Source organism: Bradyrhizobium genomosp. I (2014) (genome assembly GCF_000261685.1).
Classification (GTDB): domain Bacteria; phylum Pseudomonadota; class Alphaproteobacteria; order Rhizobiales; family Xanthobacteraceae; genus Bradyrhizobium.
Map to the genome: position 1 here is coordinate 1 of NZ_AJQE01000065.1, position 21,129 is coordinate 21,129.

Annotated in this window: 26 protein-coding genes and 1 pseudogene; 17 read left to right on the forward strand and 10 right to left on the reverse strand. The window is 64.9% G+C overall.

Annotation, left to right across the window (positions count from 1 at the left end):
• Positions 1–239: 239 nt before the first annotated feature.
• Both IC50_RS06720 and IC50_RS06725 read right to left on the reverse strand, forming a co-directional pair.
• Positions 240–809 (reverse strand): glutathione peroxidase, encoded by a 570-nt coding sequence (locus tag IC50_RS06720; RefSeq protein ID WP_035702102.1) that lies wholly within the window; start codon positions 807–809, stop codon positions 240–242.
• Between the two features lie 90 nt (positions 810–899).
• Entirely contained in the window at positions 900–2,444 is a 1,545-nt protein-coding gene (locus IC50_RS06725; RefSeq protein WP_035702103.1) for a L,D-transpeptidase, read from the reverse strand.
• A gap of 205 nt (positions 2,445–2,649) precedes the next feature.
• On the opposite strand from IC50_RS06725, the gene IC50_RS06730 reads away from it, so the two are divergent.
• The gene (locus IC50_RS06730; RefSeq protein ID WP_035702106.1) at positions 2,650–3,198 is read left to right on the forward strand and encodes a CreA family protein; all 549 of its coding nucleotides are present in this window, start codon (positions 2,650–2,652) and stop codon (positions 3,196–3,198) included.
• A gap of 15 nt (positions 3,199–3,213) precedes the next feature.
• Here IC50_RS06730 and IC50_RS06735 read toward each other — a convergent pair whose 3' ends face one another.
• Positions 3,214–3,399 carry a hypothetical protein gene (locus IC50_RS06735; RefSeq protein ID WP_035702157.1) on the reverse strand — a complete coding sequence of 62 codons (186 nt, stop codon included), beginning with the start codon at positions 3,397–3,399 and terminating at the stop codon, positions 3,214–3,216.
• A 418-nt stretch (positions 3,400–3,817) separates the two neighbouring features.
• Between IC50_RS06735 and IC50_RS42395 the strand changes: the two genes are divergently transcribed.
• Together IC50_RS42395 and IC50_RS06740 are read left to right on the forward strand one after the other, a co-directional pair.
• A complete protein-coding gene (locus tag IC50_RS42395) occupies positions 3,818–3,982 on the forward strand; it encodes a hypothetical protein (RefSeq protein WP_193374099.1) in 165 nt (54 codons plus the stop codon).
• Between the two features lie 33 nt (positions 3,983–4,015).
• Complete coding sequence (locus tag IC50_RS06740; RefSeq protein ID WP_035702109.1) at positions 4,016–4,378, forward strand: hypothetical protein; 363 nt, start codon at positions 4,016–4,018, stop codon at positions 4,376–4,378.
• A gap of 12 nt (positions 4,379–4,390) precedes the next feature.
• Here the strand turns inward: IC50_RS06740 and IC50_RS06745 are convergent, their stop codons facing one another.
• The gene (locus IC50_RS06745; protein WP_035702112.1) at positions 4,391–4,636 is read right to left on the reverse strand and encodes a DUF6719 family protein; all 246 of its coding nucleotides are present in this window, start codon (positions 4,634–4,636) and stop codon (positions 4,391–4,393) included.
• 67 nt (positions 4,637–4,703) lie between these two features.
• A complete protein-coding gene (pdxR, locus tag IC50_RS06750) occupies positions 4,704–6,176 on the reverse strand; it encodes a MocR-like pyridoxine biosynthesis transcription factor PdxR (RefSeq protein WP_035702114.1) in 1,473 nt (490 codons plus the stop codon).
• A 75-nt stretch (positions 6,177–6,251) separates the two neighbouring features.
• Between pdxR and IC50_RS06755 the strand changes: the two genes are divergently transcribed.
• The 7 genes from IC50_RS06755 to IC50_RS06785 all read left to right on the forward strand — a co-directional run bounded on the left by IC50_RS06755 (position 6,252) and on the right by IC50_RS06785 (position 12,932).
• Positions 6,252–6,977, forward strand: a complete 726-nt coding sequence (locus tag IC50_RS06755) for a pyridoxamine 5'-phosphate oxidase family protein (RefSeq protein WP_035702159.1) — start codon at positions 6,252–6,254, stop codon at positions 6,975–6,977.
• A 55-nt stretch (positions 6,978–7,032) separates the two neighbouring features.
• Positions 7,033–8,310, forward strand: coding sequence for an ArgE/DapE family deacylase (locus IC50_RS06760; RefSeq protein WP_035702117.1), 1,278 nt, complete (start codon positions 7,033–7,035; stop codon positions 8,308–8,310).
• 312 nt (positions 8,311–8,622) lie between these two features.
• A complete protein-coding gene (locus IC50_RS06765) occupies positions 8,623–9,432 on the forward strand; it encodes an alpha/beta hydrolase (RefSeq protein WP_035702162.1) in 810 nt (269 codons plus the stop codon).
• Between the two features lie 35 nt (positions 9,433–9,467).
• On the forward strand, positions 9,468–10,307 hold the full coding sequence (gene kynA, locus IC50_RS06770; protein ID WP_035702119.1) for a tryptophan 2,3-dioxygenase: 840 nt from the start codon (positions 9,468–9,470) through the stop codon (positions 10,305–10,307).
• A gap of 8 nt (positions 10,308–10,315) precedes the next feature.
• Positions 10,316–11,518: a kynureninase gene (gene kynU, locus IC50_RS06775; RefSeq protein ID WP_035702164.1), complete on the forward strand. Its 1,203-nt coding sequence runs from the start codon at positions 10,316–10,318 to the stop codon at positions 11,516–11,518.
• A 257-nt stretch (positions 11,519–11,775) separates the two neighbouring features.
• The gene (locus tag IC50_RS06780; protein ID WP_035702121.1) at positions 11,776–12,174 is read left to right on the forward strand and encodes a PaaI family thioesterase; all 399 of its coding nucleotides are present in this window, start codon (positions 11,776–11,778) and stop codon (positions 12,172–12,174) included.
• A 152-nt stretch (positions 12,175–12,326) separates the two neighbouring features.
• Entirely contained in the window at positions 12,327–12,932 is a 606-nt protein-coding gene (locus IC50_RS06785) for a GNAT family N-acetyltransferase (RefSeq protein ID WP_035702123.1), read from the forward strand.
• A gap of 81 nt (positions 12,933–13,013) precedes the next feature.
• On the opposite strand, the gene IC50_RS06790 is transcribed toward IC50_RS06785, so the two are convergent.
• From IC50_RS06790 to IC50_RS06805, 4 genes are all read right to left on the reverse strand, one after another.
• The gene (locus IC50_RS06790) at positions 13,014–13,319 is read right to left on the reverse strand and encodes a hypothetical protein (RefSeq protein ID WP_035702125.1); all 306 of its coding nucleotides are present in this window, start codon (positions 13,317–13,319) and stop codon (positions 13,014–13,016) included.
• Positions 13,320–13,413: 94 nt separating this feature from the next.
• A complete protein-coding gene (locus IC50_RS06795) occupies positions 13,414–14,100 on the reverse strand; it encodes a DUF2161 domain-containing phosphodiesterase (RefSeq protein WP_035702128.1) in 687 nt (228 codons plus the stop codon).
• Between the two features lie 95 nt (positions 14,101–14,195).
• Positions 14,196–14,876, reverse strand: a complete 681-nt coding sequence (locus IC50_RS06800) for an SDR family oxidoreductase (protein WP_035702167.1) — start codon at positions 14,874–14,876, stop codon at positions 14,196–14,198.
• Positions 14,877–14,898: 22 nt separating this feature from the next.
• Positions 14,899–15,642 (reverse strand): tyrosine-protein phosphatase, encoded by a 744-nt coding sequence (locus IC50_RS06805; RefSeq protein ID WP_035702130.1) that lies wholly within the window; start codon positions 15,640–15,642, stop codon positions 14,899–14,901.
• Positions 15,643–15,711: 69 nt separating this feature from the next.
• Between IC50_RS06805 and IC50_RS06810 the strand changes: the two genes are divergently transcribed.
• A complete protein-coding gene (locus IC50_RS06810; protein ID WP_035702133.1) occupies positions 15,712–16,023 on the forward strand; it encodes an MliC family protein in 312 nt (103 codons plus the stop codon).
• 113 nt (positions 16,024–16,136) lie between these two features.
• Here IC50_RS06810 and IC50_RS06815 read toward each other — a convergent pair whose 3' ends face one another.
• The gene (locus tag IC50_RS06815) at positions 16,137–16,340 is read right to left on the reverse strand and encodes a DUF2735 domain-containing protein (protein ID WP_035702136.1); all 204 of its coding nucleotides are present in this window, start codon (positions 16,338–16,340) and stop codon (positions 16,137–16,139) included.
• A 536-nt stretch (positions 16,341–16,876) separates the two neighbouring features.
• Between IC50_RS06815 and IC50_RS06825 the strand changes: the two genes are divergently transcribed.
• The 6 genes and pseudogenes from IC50_RS06825 (at position 16,877) to IC50_RS06845 (ending at position 20,974) form a co-directional block, all read left to right on the forward strand.
• On the forward strand, positions 16,877–17,911 hold the full coding sequence (locus IC50_RS06825) for a glutamine synthetase beta-grasp domain-containing protein (RefSeq protein WP_035702142.1): 1,035 nt from the start codon (positions 16,877–16,879) through the stop codon (positions 17,909–17,911).
• Between the two features lie 183 nt (positions 17,912–18,094).
• A pseudogene (locus IC50_RS43670) lies at positions 18,095–18,202 on the forward strand (GrlR family regulatory protein); the annotation flags it as partial.
• Between the two features lie 18 nt (positions 18,203–18,220).
• Positions 18,221–18,904 carry a substrate-binding domain-containing protein gene (locus tag IC50_RS06830; RefSeq protein ID WP_035702145.1) on the forward strand — a complete coding sequence of 228 codons (684 nt, stop codon included), beginning with the start codon at positions 18,221–18,223 and terminating at the stop codon, positions 18,902–18,904.
• A gap of 32 nt (positions 18,905–18,936) precedes the next feature.
• Positions 18,937–19,758 (forward strand): tetratricopeptide repeat protein, encoded by an 822-nt coding sequence (locus IC50_RS06835; protein ID WP_035702148.1) that lies wholly within the window; start codon positions 18,937–18,939, stop codon positions 19,756–19,758.
• Between the two features lie 100 nt (positions 19,759–19,858).
• Positions 19,859–20,008: a hypothetical protein gene (locus tag IC50_RS42400; RefSeq protein ID WP_035702151.1), complete on the forward strand. Its 150-nt coding sequence runs from the start codon at positions 19,859–19,861 to the stop codon at positions 20,006–20,008.
• Positions 20,009–20,269: 261 nt separating this feature from the next.
• Positions 20,270–20,974: a GrlR family regulatory protein gene (locus IC50_RS06845; protein ID WP_035702154.1), complete on the forward strand. Its 705-nt coding sequence runs from the start codon at positions 20,270–20,272 to the stop codon at positions 20,972–20,974.
• Positions 20,975–21,129 lie beyond the last annotated feature (155 nt).

The window sequence follows — 21,129 nt, forward strand, 5'->3', positions numbered from 1 at the left end:
CCTGCGACCATGCAGCGCTGGTCATCGCCACCGACATTGCCCCTGCCAAAATCAGTCCTGCCGCCACACGCATGGTGTTGTCCTCGAGATTGATCCCGTTGTTCCCCCGCGGCTTTTCGCCTGCGGCAAAAACCGTCCTGCGCCGAACGATCCTAGCCTAGATGGTGGGCCATCGCCATTGCAACGGCTGTTTGACGCAGCTCCCCAATTGTGCCCAACCGGATGGCGCGCGCCTTGCGTCAAGTGTCGGCCAGCGCCCTGGCAATGGCCGTTTTGATCCGTGTGTCGGCCGGTTCGACCGCGGATGGAAACACGTCGGCGACATAGCCGTCGCGGCCGATCAGGTATTTGTGGAAGTTCCACTTCGGAACTTCCTTCGGTCGCGCCTCGGCGGCCCATTTGTAGAATGGATGTGCCTTTGGGCCGACCACCACGGCCTTGGCCGTCACCGGGAAGGTAACACCATATTGGTGGTGCGCGGTTTCCGTGATCTCGCTGACGCCGCCGGGTTCCTGGCCCCCGAAATCGTTGGAGGGCACGCCGATCACTGTGAGCCCGCGCTCGCGAAACTCGTTCCAGAGCTCTTGCAGGCCCGCATATTGCGGGGTGTAGCCACAGAGTGAGGCGGTGTTCACCACCAGCAGCGGCTTGCCGGTGAACGCGGCAAGGCGGATGTCGTCACCTGACAAGGCAGCGAAGGAGAAGGCGTAGGCCGAGATCCGGCTCATGCCACCATCGGCGACAGCACCGGTTACCGGCGCGAGCGCGCCGGCGAGCGTCGCAACGAGCATGGTCCTGCGGTCCATCATGACGGCGTCCCCCCGAAATGATCCGGGTCGGATGTTACTCCGCCGGCGCGACCGGGCTGCTCAACACCGCGTTATCGGGAGCAACGAGGCCTAATACAGGCGGACGATGAAGTCGGTGCCTTCGCCGGTCTCGCCCTGGTTGATGCCCTGGTCGGAGACGATGATCGAGCCGCCCGACGTCAGCATCTCGTTGACCTTCGCCATGGTGTCGGCGGGGATCGAGATGCGGTCGAGGGCTTCGGCCGGGCTGTCTGGCGTGACCACGGGCTTGGCAGCGACCGGGATCACGTCGGCGCCGCGCTGGCGGCGCGCGAGGCGGTTGGCCTCCTCGCGTGCTGCGGAACGGGCGGAGACGGGCAGCGACACCACCGACCAGCGCAGCGCGTTGGCATCGGCCTTGTCGACTTCGGCAGTGAAGACATGCGTGCCGAGCGGCCGGTCGCTCGCGGCGATCGTGATGGGCACCTCGAACAGCGGCGCAAAGTTCTGCCGCACATAGAGCTTGGAATCCTTGCGGCTGATGAAGACGGCAATCTGGCCGGCCCGCCTGGGCGCTTCCGGCTTTGCGGCTGGCGCCGGGTCGGCAACGCGGGTCTCGTCCTTCCTTGCGTCGGGCGAGGCAGTGATGGCGGGCGCAACGGGCCCCTTCGCGGCGTCCACTGCGTCCGTCTTGACCGGCTCGGCCTCGACAGCCCCCTTGCCGGCGGTCTCGTCGTCGTTGCCCGGCTTGGCCGTATCGGATACGGCGGCCGTCCTGGCCTTGTCGGCCGGTGCGGCGGCTTCCTCGCGCGCGGGCGCACTGCCCGTGGTCACATCCGAGATTGCCGCGTGGCCGATGGACGAGCGCAACTCGATCACGCTGTCGGCGCTGGCAGTCTTCGTCTCCACCGGCTTGGTTTCGGCGGCGCCCTTGTCGGCCTTGTCGGTGACATTGGTGTCGGTGACATTGGTCTGCGGCTCGAGGCTCGCCGTGGGCGGCGGTACGCGCACGGAGGCGAGCAGGGGGTGCGAGAAGCTGCGCGGCGTCATCTCGCCGGGCGCGACGATGACACGCGCGCCCATCCTGGTCCAGTTCCACATCTTCACGGCAAACGCCATCGGCATGCGGATGCAGCCGTGCGAGGCCGGATAGCCCGGCAACACGCCGGCATGCATGGCAACGCCGGACCAGGTGATCCGCTGCATGTACGGCATCGGCGCGCCGCTATAGATGTTGGAGTGGTGGAATTTATGCTTCTGGATGACGCTGAACACACCCATCGGCGTCGAATGGCCCTTCATGCCGGTCGACACCGGGGATTCCGCGAACACGCCGGTGCTGTCGTAGACCGTCACCTTCTGCCGGTCGATCGACACGACGATGACCAGCGGCCCTTGCGGCTTGGTGCCGGCTTCCTTCCCGGCGACGCTTGGTTTCTTGCTTGCGGCGCCTCGCTTCTGCGGCTTCTGGCGCGGTATCTCGGGATGCCGGTCCTGTCGCGCGTAATAATAGGATCCGTCGGAATAATCCGTCCAATAATAGAACGCTGCGTCTGCCTGGCTGGTCGTGCCGATCGCACCCGCCGCCGCCAAAATGGCGACCTGCCAAAGCCGCGCTGGCTTGGCGAAAGAACCCGACGCGTTCACGCTGTTCATTCTCGAATCCAAAATCCAAATCAGACGTTAGTCTCACGACGGGGATACGCGTTCACCAGCAGGGTGGTTCTGCCATCAGTTACTTTTGTTCAGGACGTAGCAAAAAAGCCTCACGGAGCGGTAAACGGCGGCCGCGCCTCTGCCGTCGTCTTCCTGTCGGGCCGTCGCGTTCCTACATTGCGGGGACTTGTTACCGGAGAACTTCATGTCATCTCGTTTCCCCGGTCTTTCCGGCATCCGCTTGAAAGGCCTCGTCTTATTTCTCCTGGCTTTGACCGCGCCAATGGTGCCAGCGTGGGCCGCCGATGAGCCCGATCTGATCTTCCGCCGCTCGACCGTGTTCAAATGGATGAGCCCGAACGACAAGCTCGCGACCTATGGTCTCGACGATCCGGAAGTCGAGGGCGTCGCCTGTCATTTCACGGTGCCGGAGAAGGGGGGCTTCAAGGGTTGGCTGGGGCTTGCCGAGGAAGTCTCCGACATCTCGCTCGCCTGCCGCCAGGTCGCTCCGATCAGGTTCAAGCACAAGATGGAGCAGGGCGACGACATGTTCCGCCAGCGACGCTCGCTGTTCTTCAAGAAGATGCAGATCGTGCGCGGCTGCGACGCCAAGCGCAACGTGCTGGTCTACATGGTCTATTCGGACAAGTTGATCGAGGGCTCGCCCAAGAACTCGACCTCGACCGTGCCGATCATGCCGTGGGGATCGGCGGACGCAAACGTCCAGAAGTGCGGCGAGTTCTTCACTCAGTGACGCGCTTGCGTTCACTCAGTGACGATCGCGCGGCTTTGCGAGATGCGAACCGGTCAGCCGCACGAATGTCTGCGGCGCAGCCTCGAAGCCGCGGTTCGATTGCAGCGCCATTTCGCCGGCGCTGCCGCGAACGGGTGGTTGATCTCTGCGGTCCGTCCGTGCATCCGCATCGCGCGGCGTTGCGCGATTTCCCGCCATCATGGTGGCCATCCCTCACGTGAAAGCGCCCGATGACCCGGGCGTCTCGGTCTCGATGGCTTGGGTCGCTGCCGAGCCACCCCCGGTTCGATCGAGCCCAACCCTCGTTTGCCGACCTCTTCAGCAGAAAAACGTAAAATGCGTGTGAAGCGTGCGAGGCGGGAGCATGACGGTGGCCGTGCAAGGCATGTGTCCGCGCTGGTGCCGGAGCCTGGCAGGCCACCTTTGACCTGTAGCGAGACCTGTCTGAAATGACTGACATTTTCCGAGAATTGTTTCGTCCCGCCGAACGGGACGAAACAATTCTCACCAGGACGAAACCATTTTCAGCTTTTCGCGCATCACGCACGAAACCGGCCATGGTTATCAGCGCCACAACGACGACGGCGCACCGCCGGCTGCCGAATTGGGACACGAGATCATGCGCGCACTCAGCCTTATCCTAGCTTTTGGTTTCGTGCTCGCCGGCTCCTCGTTCGCGGGTTCACCCGACGGCAATCTCCCCGGTGTCGGCACCTTCCAGTACAGCGGCACGCCCGTCACGATCACGCCGGCACAGCCGATCATGGTCGCCGCGCGCTTCTGACGGCATAAAAGAGAACAGCCGGCAAAGGCCATCATGTTGCTTCGTCTCTGCGCCGCAGCTTTCGTGTCCTTCCTGACGATCAGTTCCGTTCAGGCGCAAGTTCGCGCACCCTCCAGGCTGCCCGATCCTCGCAGCGAATTCGTGCGCCAGTGCGCGCCCCGTATGCTCGGGCGCTGGGAGCATCCGGAAGAGGTTTGCGGCTGTCTGCACGATCATGCCGCCGCGGCCGTCGAGGATCGCGATCTGCGCGAAGCGCTGCTGCGCGGCATCAGCGAGACCGGCGTGCCCACCATCGAGACCGACTGGGTGCCGGTCTCCAAGCAGGGCGAGATCGGCCCGACCTTCACCAAGATCGCCAAACCGACCTTGCAATGCATGTTCGATCCGGCGAAGTAGCTTCCCAGATCTTCATCTCGATTTCGGCCCGTGCCGTGGCACGCAGGAACTCGTGCGCGAGACTCCCTTGTCGGTCATCTTCGCGCCGCGCACTTCCTTGACCTGGCCGGCGGGGCAGGTTCCGTCATCTACGAGCACACGCTGGCCGAGCTTCAGATCGACGATGTCCTGCTCGCGTCCGACGGTGACCGCGTGTGCCGTCGAGGCAAGCGTGATGGAGATCAGCAGCGAGAGGCAGGTCGCTTGGCGCAGCAGCATGATTTGAGGTCCCGGCAACGATGCCGCAGTCTAGGGAGCGGCGGGCGATTCTGATAGTGAACCTTCGTCACGCCCGGCGGGCCGATCTTCCCCTTGTGCCCAAGGCTGCGCGCGATTCCCGCGCGAGACGTTCGGCGGAGGCCACGAGTTGTGGAACCGGGTGCCCGGAAAATCCCAGCACGAAGCCGGGCAGAGGACGCCCGCGCGAATAGGTGTCGGCCAACAGCCAGCCTTCCGCGCCGGCCGCTTGCTTGGCATGCGCTGCCACCGATAGATCGACGGAGGGATCGAACCGGGCGACAAGATGCAGGCCCTGCGAGGGCACCGGCACCGCAAGCGCCCCATCGGATGCGGCTTCAAGCGTTGCGGCGAGCGCATCGCGCGCCTCGCGATAGAGTTTTCGCACGCGCTTCAGATTCGCGGCGAAGGCGCCGGAATTGAGCATGTCGGCGACCGCGCCTTCCATCAGCGTGCCGGGAAAGCGGTCGAGCGCCGCGCGCGCTGCCGTCACGTCCGCGATCAGCCGTTCGGGCAGGGCGCAATAGCCGATGCGCAGGCCCGGGAACAGCGTCTTGGCAAACGTGCCCAGGTAGATCACGCGCTGGAGACGATCGATGCCGGCGAGCGACATCAGCGGTGCGCCGTCATAGCGGAATTCGCTGTCGTAATCGTCCTCGAGCACGAAGGCGCCGACTTGTCTCGCCCAGTCCAGCAGCTCGAGCCGGCGCGGCATCGACATCTGCACGCCAAGCGGAAACTGGTGCGACGGTGTGACGTAGGCCGCGCGCGCGGACGGCGCTGCGATCCGGCCTTTGGCGACACGCATCCCGTGCTCGTCGACCGCGACAGGCACGGCACGATAGCCGCAATGCGCGATGGTTTTTCGCGCGGCGGGATAGCCGGGGTCCTCGCACCACACTTGATCGTCGGGCTGCAGGATCGCGCTCAGCACGATGCGCAGCGCGTGCAGCGTGCCCGAGGTCAGCATGATCTGATCGGGATCGCAGCGCAGGCCGCGCGCCGACAGCAGATGGTTGGCGATCGCCGAGCGCAGCTCGCGGCTGCCGCGGGGATCGCCATAATGCAGGTGCTCGGAGCCGAAGGCGCGCATGCGGCGGCCGACGAAAGCGCGAAAGCGCTGCACCGCGCGCTCGTCGATATGGGTGCAGCCGAGCGCGAACGCGCCTTGCCTGGGCGTTTCCACAACCACCTTCGCCTTGTTCGGCTCGGCCGCCCGCGCAGGGATATGCGCGGCGACGAACGTGCCGGAGCCGACGGTTGCGTCGGCAAAGCCGTCGGCGATCAGGCGCTCATAGGCGGTGACGACGGCATTGCGCCGGAAGCCGGTCTGCCTGGCCAGCGTCCGCGATGGCGGCAGCGGCTCGCCGGGCTTGACGAGGCCGGAGACGATCATCTCGCACAGCGCCTGATAGAGCCGGTGCGCGGCGGAGGCGCCGGCCGTGACGTGTGGGCCGATGAGGTCGAGCGGCAGCTCGGTCCTAGCCGGTGAGGGGGACGAATTGGTCGGAATTTTTTGCATGGAATTGGAACTATCGCAGACCAAATGCGCCGCTACAACCGCTCTCAGATTGTTCCAATTCGCGCAGGAGCGGCCGTGAGCCAGACTGAGACCTCCAATTCCTATCCGATGTCCGCGCGCAACCAGGTCAAGCGTCGTCACGACCGCGGCTTCTATGATCACGACACGGTTCACCGCATCCTGGATTCCTCGATGCTCTGCCACGTCTCCTATGTGATCGACGGCCAGCCCTATTGCACGCCGACCTTCTTCTGGCGCGAGGGGACGAGGCTCTACTGGCACGGATCCAGCGCCAGCCGCATGTTGCGCAACCAGACCAAGGGCGAGCGCGTCTGCCTGACGGTCGCTCATCTCGACAGCCTCGTGCTGGCACGATGCGGCTTCAACCATTCCGCGGACTACCGCGCGGTCATGGCATTCGGCACGGCCTATCTCGTCACCGATCCAGAGGAGAAGGAGCGGGCGGTGATCGCCATGGTCGATCGCTTCTTCCCGGATCGCACCGCTGGCCTGCGACAGAGCACCACGCAGGAGATCAAGGCAACGTCCTTCATCGCGATGGAGATCGAGGAAGCCTCGGCCAAGATACGCGCCAAGGGTGTCGCTGACGACGACGAGGACTATGCGTTGCCGATCTATGCGGAGCGCATTCCGGTCCGCACCGTGCTCGGCGCCCCGGAGCCGTGCCCGCGCCTGCTCGACGGTGTGAGCCGGCCCGCGACGCTGAATGGCTATTCCGAAGGCCGGCTGCTCGAAGATGCATTGCGGGATGCTTATTTTGTGGAGTACCCGAACGGCTGAAATCGGCTAGTTTGCGCACTCCTTGGGAACCATTGGAATGCCTGGAGTTGCCTAGATGAATGCCGAAACGCAGCAGAGGATTGTTGACGCCGTCGATAGCGGCTTCGAAGCTCAGCTTGCAACCACCCGAGATTTTGTCGCGATCCCTTCGACCCGCGGAGCGGAGGGGCCATGCCAGGACATGATCGGCGACCTCCTGCGCCAACGTGGTTACGAGGTCGACGACTGGCACATCAATGTCGACGATCTGAAGGATCTGCGCGGCTTCGGTCCGATCGAGCACGACTTTTCGAAGGCTCGCTCCGTGGTGGGAACTTACCGTCCGCAAACCAACGGCGGCAAATCGCTGATTCTGCAGGGGCACTGCGACGTGGTGCCGGCGGGCCCGCTGGAATTGTGGGATACGCCGCCATTCTCGCCCGTTATCAAGGACGGCAAGATGTTCGGCCGCGGCGCCTGCGACATGAAGTCGGGCACGATCGGAGCGCTCTACGCGCTGGATGCGATCAAGGCGGCTGGCCTCAGGCCGACGGCGCGGATCCACTTCCAATCCGTGATCGAGGAGGAGAGCACCGGCGTCGGCGCGCTCTCGACGCTGCAGCGTGGCTATCGCGCGGACGCCTGCTTCATTCCGGAGCCTACCGGCGGCAAGATGGTGCGCTCGCAGGTCGGCGTGATCTGGTTTCGCCTGCGCGTGAAGGGGCATCCGACCCACGTTGCCTTCGCAGGCTCCGGCGCGAACGCGATCATGGCGGCGTATCACCTGATCCAGGCGCTGCAAAAGCTCGAGATCGAATGGAACGAGCGCGCCAAGGCCGATCGTCACTTCAAGACGCTCAATCATCCCATCAACTTCAACCCCGGCATCATCAAGGGCGGCGACTGGGCCTCGAGCGTGCCGGCCTGGTGCGACGTGGACTGCCGCATTGCCGTATTGCCGGGCTGGTCGATCGCCGATCACCAGAAGGAGATCATGGCTTGCGTCGCTGCGGCTGCGCGCAACCACCGCTTCCTCGCCAACAATCCGCCGGAGATCGAATGGTCGGGCTTTCTGTCGGAAGGCTATGAACTGACCGACGCCGCCGCGCCGGAAGCCGCGTTCGGCAAGGCCTTCGACGTCGTCTATGGCGGCGCGGTCGAGGATCTCGTCTTCACCGCGCTCACCGATACGCGCTTCTACGGCCTCAACCACGGCATTCCAAGCCTGTGTTTTGGTGCCAGCGGAGGCGAGATGCATGGCTTCAACGAGTTCGTCGACCTGGAGTCGCTGAAGAAGACGACCAAGGCGATGGCGCTGTTCATCGCGGATTGGTGCGGGGTGGAGAAGGCGTAAGCAACCGCGCCTTGCTCTCTCGCCGTCATTGCGAGGAGCCCGCGTCAAAATTGCGAAGCAATTTTACGCTGGCAACGAGGCAATCCAGACTGCCGCCTCGGAGAGATTCTGGATTGCTGCGCTTCGCCCGCAATGACGGAGTGCGACGGCCGCTCCCCGCGGCAAGGGAAATGTCCTGCAGATGCGGTCCGCCGTCCCAGACGCAGATGCGCCCAAATCCTTTAAGCTTAAAATAAAGACTAGGATGGCGGCCTTGCCGGTGGCAGACTGGCGTTCGGTTCGCGGGGCTTTGAGTCCATCGAGGAAGTCATGATGCGCGATTGGGATGATGCTTATGCCAATTCGGCCCATGTCCCGGGATCGGAGAAGTTGCCGGCCTTGTGGGCGGAGCGGGCGGCGGCCTACCGCGCCGGGCTGAAGGAGTTTCGCCCCGACATCGCCTATGGCGCAGGCGAGCGCCAGAAGCTCGACCTGATCATGCCCGGCGGCGACAGCAAGGGCCTCGTCGTGTTCGTCCATGGCGGCTACTGGATGCGCTTCGACAAATCGACCTGGACCGATCTTGCCGAAGGCGCGCGGCATCATGGCTGGACGGTGGCGCTGCCGAGCTACACACTGACGCCGGCCGCACGCATCTCCGACATCACCGCCGAGATCGCCGCCGCGATCGCCGAGGCGGCATCCCTCGTCTCGGGGCCGATCCGGCTCGCCGGCCATTCCGCCGGCGGCCATCTCGTCACGCGCATGCTGTGCGACGACAGCCGGCTCCAGTCCGCCGTCTACAACCGTATCGCCGGCACGCTCTCGATCAGCGGCCTGCATGATCTGCGGCCGCTCCTGAAGACCAGGATGAACGAGACGCTGCGCATGACGATGGAGGAGGCGACGCTGGAAAGCGCGGCGCTGCATCTGCCGCGTGGGCATTCGCCCGTGACCGCCTGGGTCGGCGGCAGCGAGCGGCCCGAATTCATCCGCCAGTCCGATCTGATGGCCAATGTCTGGACCGGTTTCGACGTGCCGACACACCTCGTCATCGATCCCGGCCTCAACCATTTTACCGTGATCGACGGGCTGAAGGACCCATCCTCGCCGATCACCGCCCGCCTGATCGGCCTCGACTGAGCAAGGCCGGGGAAGATCGATCGAAAGGACCTGTCATGACGTCCAGCGATTACGATCCCGCCAGCGAAGGCGCCGAGACCGATTTCGCCCGGCGGATGTCCTACGGCGACTACCTTGCGCTGGATGCGATCCTCGGCGCGCAGCATCCGCTGTCGGAAGCGCATGACGAGATGCTGTTCATCATCCAGCATCAGACCACGGAACTATGGATGCGGCTTGCCATCCACGAGCTCAGTGCAGCGCGCCGTGCGATCTCACGGGACGAGGTGCAGCCTGCGATGAAGATGCTGGCGCGGATGTCGCGCATCTTCGAGCAGCTCAACGGCGCCTGGGACGTGCTGCGCACCATGACGCCCAGCGAGTATACCCGCTTCCGCTCGCAGCTCGGGCAATCCTCGGGCTTCCAGTCGCGCCAGTACCGGCTGATCGAATTCCTGCTCGGCAACCGCAACCACGCCATGCTGAAGCCGCACGCGCACGATGCGCAGACGACGAAGCTGCTCGAAGCGGAACTTGCGACGCCAAGCCTCTATGACGAGGTGCTGCGGCTCGCCGACCGCAACGGGCTCAAGATGCCGGCGGCGGTGCTGGCGCGCGACGTTCGCGAGACCCACAGCTTCAACGAAGGCGTGCTGCAGGCCTGGCGTATCGTCTACGAGGCGCCGGAGACGCACTGGATGCTCTACGAACTGGCCGAGAAGCTGGTCGATTTCGAGGACTATTTCCGCCGCTGGCGCTTCAACCACGTGACCACGGTCGAGCGCGTCATCGGCTTCAAGCGCGGCACCGGCGGCACTGGCGGCGTCAGCTATCTCAAGCGCATGCTGGAGGTCGAGCTGTTTCCCGAACTCTGGCGCGTGCGTACGATTCTGTAGGGATGTCCATGACCCGGCTTCGCGTCTACGACGACACCAGGGCGTTGTTCCATTTGCCCGACGGCCTGATCTATCTCGATGGCAACTCGCTTGGTGCGCTGCCGCTGGGCGTTGCCGAGCGCGTCAACCGCGTGATCACCGACCAGTGGGGCAACGAGCTGATCCGCGCCTGGAACACCGCAGGCTGGTACGTCCAGCCGCGCCATGTCGGCGATCGCATCGCGCGGTTGATTGGTGCTGCGGCCGGCTCGGTGATGGTCGGAGACACGCTGTCGCTCAAGGTCTATCAGGCGCTCGCCGCCGCGCTCGACATGAACGCGTCGCGCAAGGTCGTGCTGTCTGACACCGGCAATTTCCCGACCGACCTCTACATGGCCGAGGGCCTGATCGCGACACTCGGGCGCGGCCATCAATTGCGTCTGGTGGGACCGGAGGAGATCGAGGCTGCGTTGTCGCAGGAGGTCGCGGTGCTCTACATCACCGAGGTGGATTACCGCACCGGCCGCCGCCACGACATGGCAAGGCTGACGGCAAAGGCGCATGCTTGCGGCATCGTCACGGTCTGGGATCTCGCTCATTCCGCCGGTGCGCTGCCAGTGGATCTCGCCGGGAGCGGCGCCGATTTCGCCGCGGGATGCACCTACAAATATCTCAACGCCGGTCCCGGCGCGCCGGCGTTCCTCTACGTCGCGCCGCGCCATGCCGATAGCGCTCGCGCCGCTCTGTCGGGCTGGATGGGCCATGCAAAGCCGTTCGCCTTCGAGCTCGCCTATGCGGCCGCCGGCGGCGTCGAGCGCATGCGCGTCGGCACGCCGCCGGTGCTGGCCATGGCGGCGCTGGAGGCCTCGCTCGATATCTGGGACAGGGTCGACATCAAGGAGGTTCGCGCGCGCTCGCTGGCGCTCGGTGATCTCCTGATCGCTGAGGTCGAACGCCGTTGCCCGCAGCTCAGGCTCGTCACCCCGCGCGCGCATGATCGCCGCGGCTCGCAGGTTTCCTTTGCCTTCGACGGCGGTTACGCCGCGATGCAGGCGCTGATCGCCCGCGGCGTCATCGGCGATTTTCGCGCGCCCGACATCATGAGGTTCGGGATTACGCCGCTGTATATTGGCGAGAGCGAGATCGTCCGTGCCGCCGAGATCATCGAGGAGGTGATCGCAGGCGAGGTGTGGCGGCGGGCGGAATATCAGGTCGTGAATGCGGTGACGTGAGCGAAGCCGTGCCCCGGACGCAGCGCGGCGCGCCGCACTCGCGGCGTGATGCGCTGCAGAGCCGGGGCCCATGCCGCACCGTGCTCCGTCGCGAGATGGGTCCCGGCTCTGCGCAGCAACGCCAGCGCGTTGCAGCGCGTCCGGGACACGAGAGTGTCGGCGGTGCGCCGATGTCAGCCGGCCATTACCTCGGACGTCATTGCTTTGCCGCGCGAAGCCATTCACGTTGAGACAACAATGAATTGGGAGGGCTTTTGATGACGCCGCTCGAGAAACTCAAAGCGATGAAGATGCCGTTCGCCGAGCTCAAGGGCGTCGAGTTTGTCGAGGCCGAGAAGGACCGCGTCGTGGCGCGGATGACGGTTCGGCCCGATCTCTGCACGCTGCACCACACCATCCATGGCGGGGCGGTGATGGCGCTGGCCGATTCCGTCGGCACGGCAGCGACCGTGCTCAATCTGCCCGAGGACGCCAAGGGCACCACGACGCTGGAGAGCAAGACCAACTTCATCGGCGGGGCCCGGGAAGGAACCGCGGTCATCGCCACGGCCACTCCGGTTCATCGTGGCCGGCGGACCCAGATCTGGACCACCCGGCTGGAAACCGAGGACGGCAAGCTGGTTGCCGTGGTGACCCAGACGCAGCTTGTCCTGTAAGACTACGGGACCTTGATATTATTAACGAATTAGTCGTTCTCAGTGCCTCTAACTTGGGCAGGTCTCCGCCTTGAAAATTATGGTGCGATGCACAATATAGGGGGCCTAGGGATTCGAACGCCTCCTCGAGGGACACCAAGAGGAGTTCTGACGTGGCACTTGAAGAGACCGTCCGCACCGCCCCGGGCTATGTGCGGACCTTGATCCAGCAGGAAGAATTGCCGCTCCTGCGCGATCATCTGCTGAGGCTCGATGCCGCAAGCCGGCACGACCGTTTCAACGGCTTTCTCGACGACAGCTTCATCGAGCGCTACGCCGCCCGCTGCGCCGAGGACGGCACCGTGATCGTTGCCTATATCGTCGACGGTATGGTCCGCGGTGCGGCCGAGTTGCATCCGCCGGAAAATGATTCGTTGCCCGAGGTCGCGTTCAGCGTGGAAGCCTCCGCGCGGCGCCAGGGCGTCGGCACGGTGCTGTTCCGCCGCCTGATCGCGGAGGCGCGCTGGAAAGGCTACAAGCGGTTGCGCATCACGACGGGCGCCGAGAATCACGCGATGCGGGCGCTCGCCGGGAAGTTCGGCGCGCATCTGGCTTTCCGCCATGGTGAATCGACCGGCACGATCGACCTCGCCAAGACTCCTGAGGCCAAGCTCGCAGATCTCGCGGCCTCGCCCTTCACGGCCGGGCGCGCTCTGCTCAGCTTCAACAGCACCTGCTGGAAGTTGATCTCCAGCATGTACGGCAATCGCGCCGCATAGCCCGAAAACGATAGCGGACAGGAATCACAAAGCGGACCGGCAAGGCCGGTCCGCTCTCGTATTCCGGGTTGAAATGAACGCTCAGGTGCCGGTGCGCTTGTCGTTGCCGAAACGGCGGACGACGCGGCGCTCGACCACCACGGAGCGCTGCGCGCCCTGTTCGCCGGCGATCACGCGCGTGGCGGTGATGCGGCCGTTGGTGCGGGCCTGCTTCTTCACCTCGGCCTGCACGACGTCGAGTGGCATCCCCATCAAGGCTGCGGCGATCTCGGCCTGCTGCGCCTGATCGTCGGTGATGCCGACGGCGGCGAATATCGCCTCGTCCAGGGTCGGCGGATCGTGGCGCACGCGCCGCGTGCCATATTTGGTATTCCAGTCTGCGCTCATAACGGCCTCGTTTGATGCCGGGATACCTAGTGCCCCAAATGTTGCATTGCAATATGAAATCGGTGTGGCAGCTCAGCTATGCACCGGTCGGGTGTCATGGCGGTGACACAGCACCTGCGCCGTCCTCAACGCGTTGCTGAGGCCAGCGTTTCAGAGCTGCGTCTCCGGCTTCGGTGAGCCGGTAGATTCCTCGCTCAGTGCGTTCAAACCAGCCATACACATTGTTAAGCAAGATCTTGCCGGCATCGGGACAACGTTCCCGCAGCTCGCGCACGGGCTTCGGGCCTTCGGCGAGCGCCGACGCGCAGGCCAGTGCCTGCTGCCGATAAGCCGTCATGATCGGTGCGCGGGTGCTGCCGCCGAGCACGGGATCGCCCTGGCGCCGCTGATGCTCGGCGACGAGGCGCGAGCGCACCTTCGGCTCGCGGCGCGGCGCCGCGGTCGGCGGCTTCACCAGCACTTCGACCTGACCGCGATCGGTTACCCCGAGCATGCCGAAGCCGAGACGGCGGCAGAGATTGCGATAGCGCGCGTCGCTCTCGCGTCCCTTGCCACGCGCCGACATCTTCGCCGCGATCCAGACCTCGTCGCCCGCCGGTGCGCGGTCGACTGCCTGCAGGATCAGCTCGAGATTGAAGGCAAGCTTGAGCTCGCCGATGACCACGACCGGCGGCTCGCCGGCGCCGAGACCGACGAGATCGCAACCGCCGATCTCGCCCTTGACTGTGAAGCCGAGTTCTTCGAGGAAGCGTTTGACGGGCAGGTAGAGCGCGGTTTCCAAGGGAGTTCCGATCGGAGAATCAGTTGCGGCCAGTCTAGTGCCTTCTCGGCTCCGATTGAATCGAGCCGGCGTTCAAACCATCCGATCAAACGCAATCAGACACGCCCGCCGACCGGTATCAGCGCGCCGGTGACGCCGCTCGCGGCGTCGCTGGCGAGGAACAGGATGACCTCGGCGAGCTCCAGCGGCGTCACCCATTTGGAGAAATCCGCTTTCGGCATGTCGGCGCGATTGGCTCTGGTGTCGATGATCGAGGGCAGCACAGCGTTCACGGTGATCTTGCCTTTCCATTCGCTGGCGAGCGCCTCGGTCAGGCGATGGACGGCCGCTTTGGACGCCGCGTAAGGGCCCATGCCGCTGCCCGCCTGGAGCGCGCCCATCGCCCCGATATTGACGATGCGGCCGGCCTTAGACGCGGCGAGGTGCGGCAGCGCCGCACGCGAGGTGTTCAGCGCGGTCAGGACATTCAATGCATGCATGCGCTGCCACGTCGCGATGTCGCCGTCGCCGACGGTCTCGAAGGCGAAGCCGCCGGCGATGTTGATCAGCGCATCGAGCCGGCCGAAATGCCTTGCTGCCGTCTCGACGGCCGTCTTTGCCTGCGCCCCGTCGGACAGGTCGACGCCACCGATCTCGATGCGGTCAGCACCTGCGGGGGCTTGCGACGGTGCATGATCGATGCCGGCCACGCGCGCGCCGCGTGCCTGCGCCGTCTCGACGACCACCTTGCCGAGCGCGCCGAGTGCGCCCGTCACGACCAGGACCTTGTCTTGCATCATCGTTCTCCCGGCGCGGGGGCTAAGATTCCAGATAGCGCTCCTTCAGCGCGGTCCGCTCAGTCGCGCCGAGATTGAGCCCGTCGCGCAAATAGGCATCGAGATCGCCATATTCGCTGCCGACCGCTTCGAAAGCGGCTGCCAGGTACGAGGCCTCGACGCTGCCGATCGCGTCGAGAACGTCGGCCGGAAGATCGGAGGCGTTTGACGCGTCGCGCTTGTAGTGCCGGTTGGTCAACAGGTAGTCCTCGGCAATGACGTCGTCGGGCACGCCCAGCGCATGCAGGATCAGCGCGCTGGCGAAGCCGGTGCGGTCCTTGCCGGCGGTGCAGTGGATGACGAGCGGCGCGCGGTCTTCCAGCAGATGGCCGAACAGCGCGCGAAAGCTGTGCGTATTGCGGCGGACATAGTTCCGGTAGGACTCGCGCATGAGCTCCAGCGCGACCGGCGCGGTCAGCGTGCCCCGGGCGAGCTCGGCGCGCAGCGCGGCCACGACCGTCGGTTCGATCGGCAGCGAATGCACCGTGATCTCGTTCATGACGCAGACGCCGGCCGCGCGCTCCTCCAGCCCGCGGAAATCGAATGCGCTTCTGACGCCGAGCGCGCGCACGATCTCGACATCGGCAGTGGTGAGCTGCCCCAGGTGGTTGGAGCGGAAGATGTGTCGCCAGCGCGTGGCGCGGCCATCGGTGGTCGGATAGCCGCCGAGATCGCGAAAATTGCTGGCGCCTTGCAGGGCGAGATGGCGGGCAGGGGAGGCTGACATGAGATCGGCTTGGGTTATGTTCCACTGGACGCGCGAGGGGCGTCCTTGAGAGCACTAGAGGGGGCTATCATGGGCCGGCACAAGGCCATTCTTTTGGCGGTCACCATGCTGGCGGGCGGAATTTGCTACGCGCGGCAGGCTGATGCGCAGACGTTCCAAGCCTATCGCTGTACCGATGGTACCCGGTTCATCGTCGGTTTTTATGATGGCGACAAGCGCGCTTTTGTTCAGATCGACGGCGAGCCGGTCACGCTCGGCAAGCGACTGGCGGTCTCTGGCGCGCGCTATTCGGGGGCCGGCATCACGCTGACCATCGGGAAGGCCGGGACCGCCACGATCAAGCATCTGAAGCGGCCGGTCACGGCCTGCGCGGTGATCTGAGCGGCGTGGTTCACGCAAGAATTAAAAAGGACCGAAACATCGTTGTTTCGGCCCTTTTCAAACTGCCGCCGGGCGACTGCGAGAGCGCGGCGGTTTCGAACCAACCCGAGGCATCAGCGATCCCATTTCGGCTTGGCTTCGTCGACCGCATCCTGATGATACCAGCTGTCGCTACAGATCGAGACGTTCGAGGGCAGCGAGGCGTGATCGGCAGGAAGGCGGGTCTCGCCATAACGGCGTCCGGCAAGAGCCGCGCGGCCCCCGACCGGGAATTGATAGATCGTTGCCGATCCGTGACTCAGACCATTGTTCATCATTACGATTCTCCTTGGTCGAAGCGCCTTGGCCTCCATGGTGCGCCCGACTCGTTCGATTGTGGTTACCGGAATCCCCATATCGACCCCGGCTCCCGGATTGGAAAGTGCTGAAAAGGAAATCAGTTGCCGCTCAATTTGTAGGCAGTCTGAGGTCTGCATCCCCTAAGGCACGCTGTCGGTGACCAACGCGTGGGCCATTCCAAAGGTTGCTGCGTAGGGGCAGGAGACTTTGCGAAAATTGCCGGCGGCTGATGCGCGTTTCATCGGCAAGTTCGGGTCCTCCGCCGCCTGCTTGAGAAACGGGCGATTTTCGCGGGGTTTTTGCACTGCAGCTTCACGCGAAGGTGCGCGGCTATGACGCATGTCGCCAGGGGCGATCTGCTCGCACCAGGGGAGACGCTGGCCACTGTGGAAAACCGTCAGCCATGCGGCCTTTTGGCACGCAAAATGCTTGTAAGGGGCCGGCCGATGATGGCCGGGTACAAACGTGCGGGGGCTCTCAACCCCACCTTTCGCATCATCTACAGAGAGGCTCAATGACCAAGTACAAGCTCGAGTACATCTGGCTCGACGGATATACGCCGACTCCGAATTTGCGCGGCAAAACCCAGATCAAGGAATTCGCGTCGTTCCCGACGCTCGAGCAGCTTCCGCTCTGGGGCTTCGATGGCTCCTCCACCCAGCAGGCCGAAGGCCACAGCTCCGATTGCGTGCTGAAGCCGGTCGCGGTGTTCCCGGATGGTGCCCGCATCAACGGCGTGCTCGTGATGTGCGAAGTCATGATGCCCGACGGCAAGACCCCGCATCCGTCCAACAAGCGCGCCACCATCCTCGATGACGCCGGCGCCTGGTTCGGCTTCGAGCAGGAATACTTCTTCTACAAGGACGGCCGTCCGCTCGGCTTCCCCGAATACGGCTACCCCGCGCCGCAGGGCCCGTACTACACCGGCGTCGGCTACAAGTTCGTCGGCGACGTCGCCCGCAAGATCGTCGAAGAACATCTCGACCTCTGCCTCGCGGCCGGCATCAACCATGAAGGCATCAACGCGGAAGTCGCCAAGGGCCAGTGGGAATTCCAGATCTTCGGCAAGGGCTCCAAGAAGGCCGCTGACGAGATGTGGATGGCCCGCTACCTGATGCTGCGCCTGACCGAGAAGTACGGCATCGACATCGAATTCCACTGCAAGCCGCTCGGTGACACCGACTGGAACGGCTCCGGCATGCACGCCAACTTCTCGACCGAGTACATGCGTACGGTTGGTGGCAAGGAGTATTTCGAGGCGCTGATGGCCGCCTTCGACAAGAACCTGATGGACCACATCGCCGTCTACGGTCCGGACAACGACAAGCGTCTGACCGGCAAGCACGAGACCGCGCCCTGGAACAAGTTTAGCTACGGCGTTGCCGACCGCGGCGCCTCGATCCGCGTTCCGCATTCCTTCGTCAACAACGGCTACAAGGGCTATCTGGAAGACCGCCGTCCGAACTCGCAGGGCGACCCATACCAGATCGCTTCGCAGATCCTGAAGACGATCGCCTCCGTGCCGACCGACAAGAAGGCCGCGGCCTGAGATCCTCCCGGCCCGGGCAGGGGCTGGCCCGGGTTGGTGCTCAATCCGCCGGAGCGAAGGCTCCGGCGGATTTTTGCATGTGGATGACAGCCGTTCCCGTGGCTGCCGGACTTCGGCTCCGCGAAACTTGTCCATCGCCGCCGAAAGCGGGATAGAGTGCTCCGGGATGCGCGCAAGGGCCGGGGACACGGCAGCTACGACGCGGAGCAGGCGGTGCTGGAGGCGACCGCACTTGCCGGCAAGCGCAGCCTGCGCCTGACCGCCGCGCTCAAGCTGATGCATCGCGCCTGATCGCGACGGGAATGGCTCATGGAAAACGTTCGTATGCTCTCCACGCTCGGCCTGATGGGCGCGATGCGCGGCCTGTCGTCCGCGTACGAGGCTGCGACCGGCATTCGCATCGACGCAGACTTTGCGCCGACCCTGGCCCTGCTGAGACGCCTGCGCGACGGCGAGGCGGCCGACCTCGTCATCCTCACCCGCGAAGGGCTCGACGAGATGGTCGGCGAGGGGCGCGTGCTCGCCGCGAGCGCGGCCGATCTGGCGCGCTCCTTCGTCGGCGTCGCGGTGCGGGCGGGGCGGGCGCACCCCGACATCGGAAGCGAAGCGGCGCTGCGCACAACCCTGCTCGCAGCGCGGTCCGTTGCGTATTCGCGGCTGGGGGCGAGCGGCGTCTACTTCGTCAAGCTGATCGAGCGGATGGGCATCGCAGCCGAGATCAACGCCAGGGCCACCGTCGTCGAGCAGGGCTTCACCGCGGAGCGGCTCGTCAGCGGCGAGGCCGACCTCGCCGTGCAGCAGATCAGCGAGCTGAAGCAGGTTGCCGGCATCGAGGTCGTCGGCCCGATCCCACGCGATTTGCAGACGCCGGCCGTGTTCTCCGCCGGCCGCACGGCGAACGCGAAACATGCCGAAGCCGCCGATCGGCTGCTGCGCTATCTGGCCTCGCCCGAGGTCGCGCCGATCCTGCGCCAGTCGGGACTTGAGCCTTGAATTTGCCGGGGCGGAGACGCAACGTGACGACCATGCGGACTTACCTCCTTGCCATCCTCTTCGCGCTCGCCGTGCCCCTGACGGCGCACGCGCAATCCGCCGATCTCGTTCTGTGCGACCGGGTCGCCGCCGATCCCAGCGATCCCGACAAGCCGACCGACGTGAGGGGCGTGGCCGAGATCGCGTCCTCCGACATCGCGACCGCGATCAAGTTCTGCAAACAGGCCGCAGCATCGTCGCGACGCGCCATGTTCGCGCTCGGCCGCGCCTATGCCGCCAACCGGCAAACAGGCGAGGCGATCGCGGCCTGGCGCAGGGCCGCCGACAAGGGATCGAGCGCGGCCATGGTCGAGCTCGGTGTCGCCTATGCCACCGGCTCGGGCGTCGCCAAGGACGAAGCGCAGGCGCGAAAACTGTTCGAGAAGGCGGCCCAGGCCGGCAACCCCCGCGGCGTCAGCAATCTCGCCGCGCTCGGCGGCGCAGGTGGCGCCGCGCCGGCCGATCCCGCGCAGGCGCGCGCGCTGCTCGGCAAGGCTGCCGAGACCAACGCGGAAGCGCAGTACCAGCTCGGCCTGATGCTTTCCGAAGGCACGGGCGGTGCCAAGGACGACGCCGCGGCGCGCGCGCTGTTCGAGAGGGCGGCCGCACAAAACCATCCCGGCGCGCTGGAGCGGATGGGCGCCTTCGCGCAGGAAGGCCGCGGCGGTCCGAAGGACAAGGACGCCGCGAAAGCCTATTACGAGCGCGCCGCCGCGCTCGGCGACGAGGATGCCAAGAAGGCGCTGGAGCGCATTCGCTGTCCCTATGCGATCAAGGACAAGCAGGGCAAGCTCGTCACCACGCTGTGCTTCTGAAGCCATCGCGATTGCGCAGCACGTCGCGAACCGGGCCAGGACGTCATGGAACCAGGCTCGCCCGTGCGCCGTTGAACTCCAGACGAAACGGAGCGCGATCATGATCCGCAAGCTGGCATCGGGCCAATACCGCCTCTACTCACGCAAGGTGAATCCGAAGACCGGCAAGCGTCGCAACCTCGGCACCTTCAAGAGCCGTGCGGCCGCCGAGAAGCACGAGCGCGAGGTGCAGTATTTCAAGCGTCACTGACGCTGATGGTGCCCTTCCGGCCTGGCAGCAACAAACGCGAAAACAACCCCATGCACAGTAGCCAAGGTCTTGAAACAGCAAGACATTGAATCCGCCTTCTGCGGATTTGACGAAAATGATCGATTGACCCGTCGGGCAAAACAGAGGCATGATGGCAGCGCAGGTTGACGCAGGTCCCCTGCTTGGAAAAGCCGGATGGCCGAAGGGCGGCGGCAATGCTAGGTAGCCGCTATTCTTTTTCGATTTTGCGGGTTTAGGGCGTTGCTGGACGGACTCTACAAGGTTGAATACGGCATCAACGATGCGTTCGGCCGCAGCATCATGTGCATGCATGACGGCAAGATGCTGGGCGGTAATTCAGCCTTCGCGCATCTCGGCACCTATGTCGAGCGCGATGGCGAGATCATCGCCGAGGTGATCACCGAGCGGCACAATGAGGATCCCCACTACAAGCCGCTGATGGGGGCCGACGTCGCCAGGATCGGCGCACGCGGCCGGCGGCACGGCAACCAGATCCGGCTTGCGGGCGGCGCGGATACGATGCCGGGCGCGAGGTTCTGGGCCAATCTCACGCGACTTGACGACGAGGGGTTGCCTCCGAGCGGTGCGGTCGGGCCGGGCGGCATCGCCAACGGGCTCTATGGGGTGAGGCTGCGCGCGCTCGATGGTGTCGATGCCGGACTGTCCGGCGTGATGCTGCTGATCGACGGGCGCATCCTCGGGGGCGATGCGTTCTTCTACTATCTCGGCGCCTATTCCTCGGCAGACGGCCGCTGGAAGGGCGAGATGCTGAACCAGGAGCACACGCCGGCGAAAGGCGAAAACCCCGTGTTTGGCGGCCTGGAGGTCGGGATCGGCTTCTCCGGGACCTGCACGGCGGATAGCGGCGAGCTCGAAGGCATCGCGCTCGCCGGCAAGCGCAGCCTGCGCCTCGCGGCCTCGCTCAGGTTGATGCGGCGGGCGTAGGACGTGCACTCACGAATGGCGAATGTCCGTTTTCTGACCTGAGGCGGGCCTCACGCGTCGCCTTTGCCAATTTCGGCAGGTGTGAAGGGTTTCGGATGCCAAGCAGGCAGCTGACCCAAACCAATGTCGACAGGCCGCGAAGTGGCGGGGGGGCA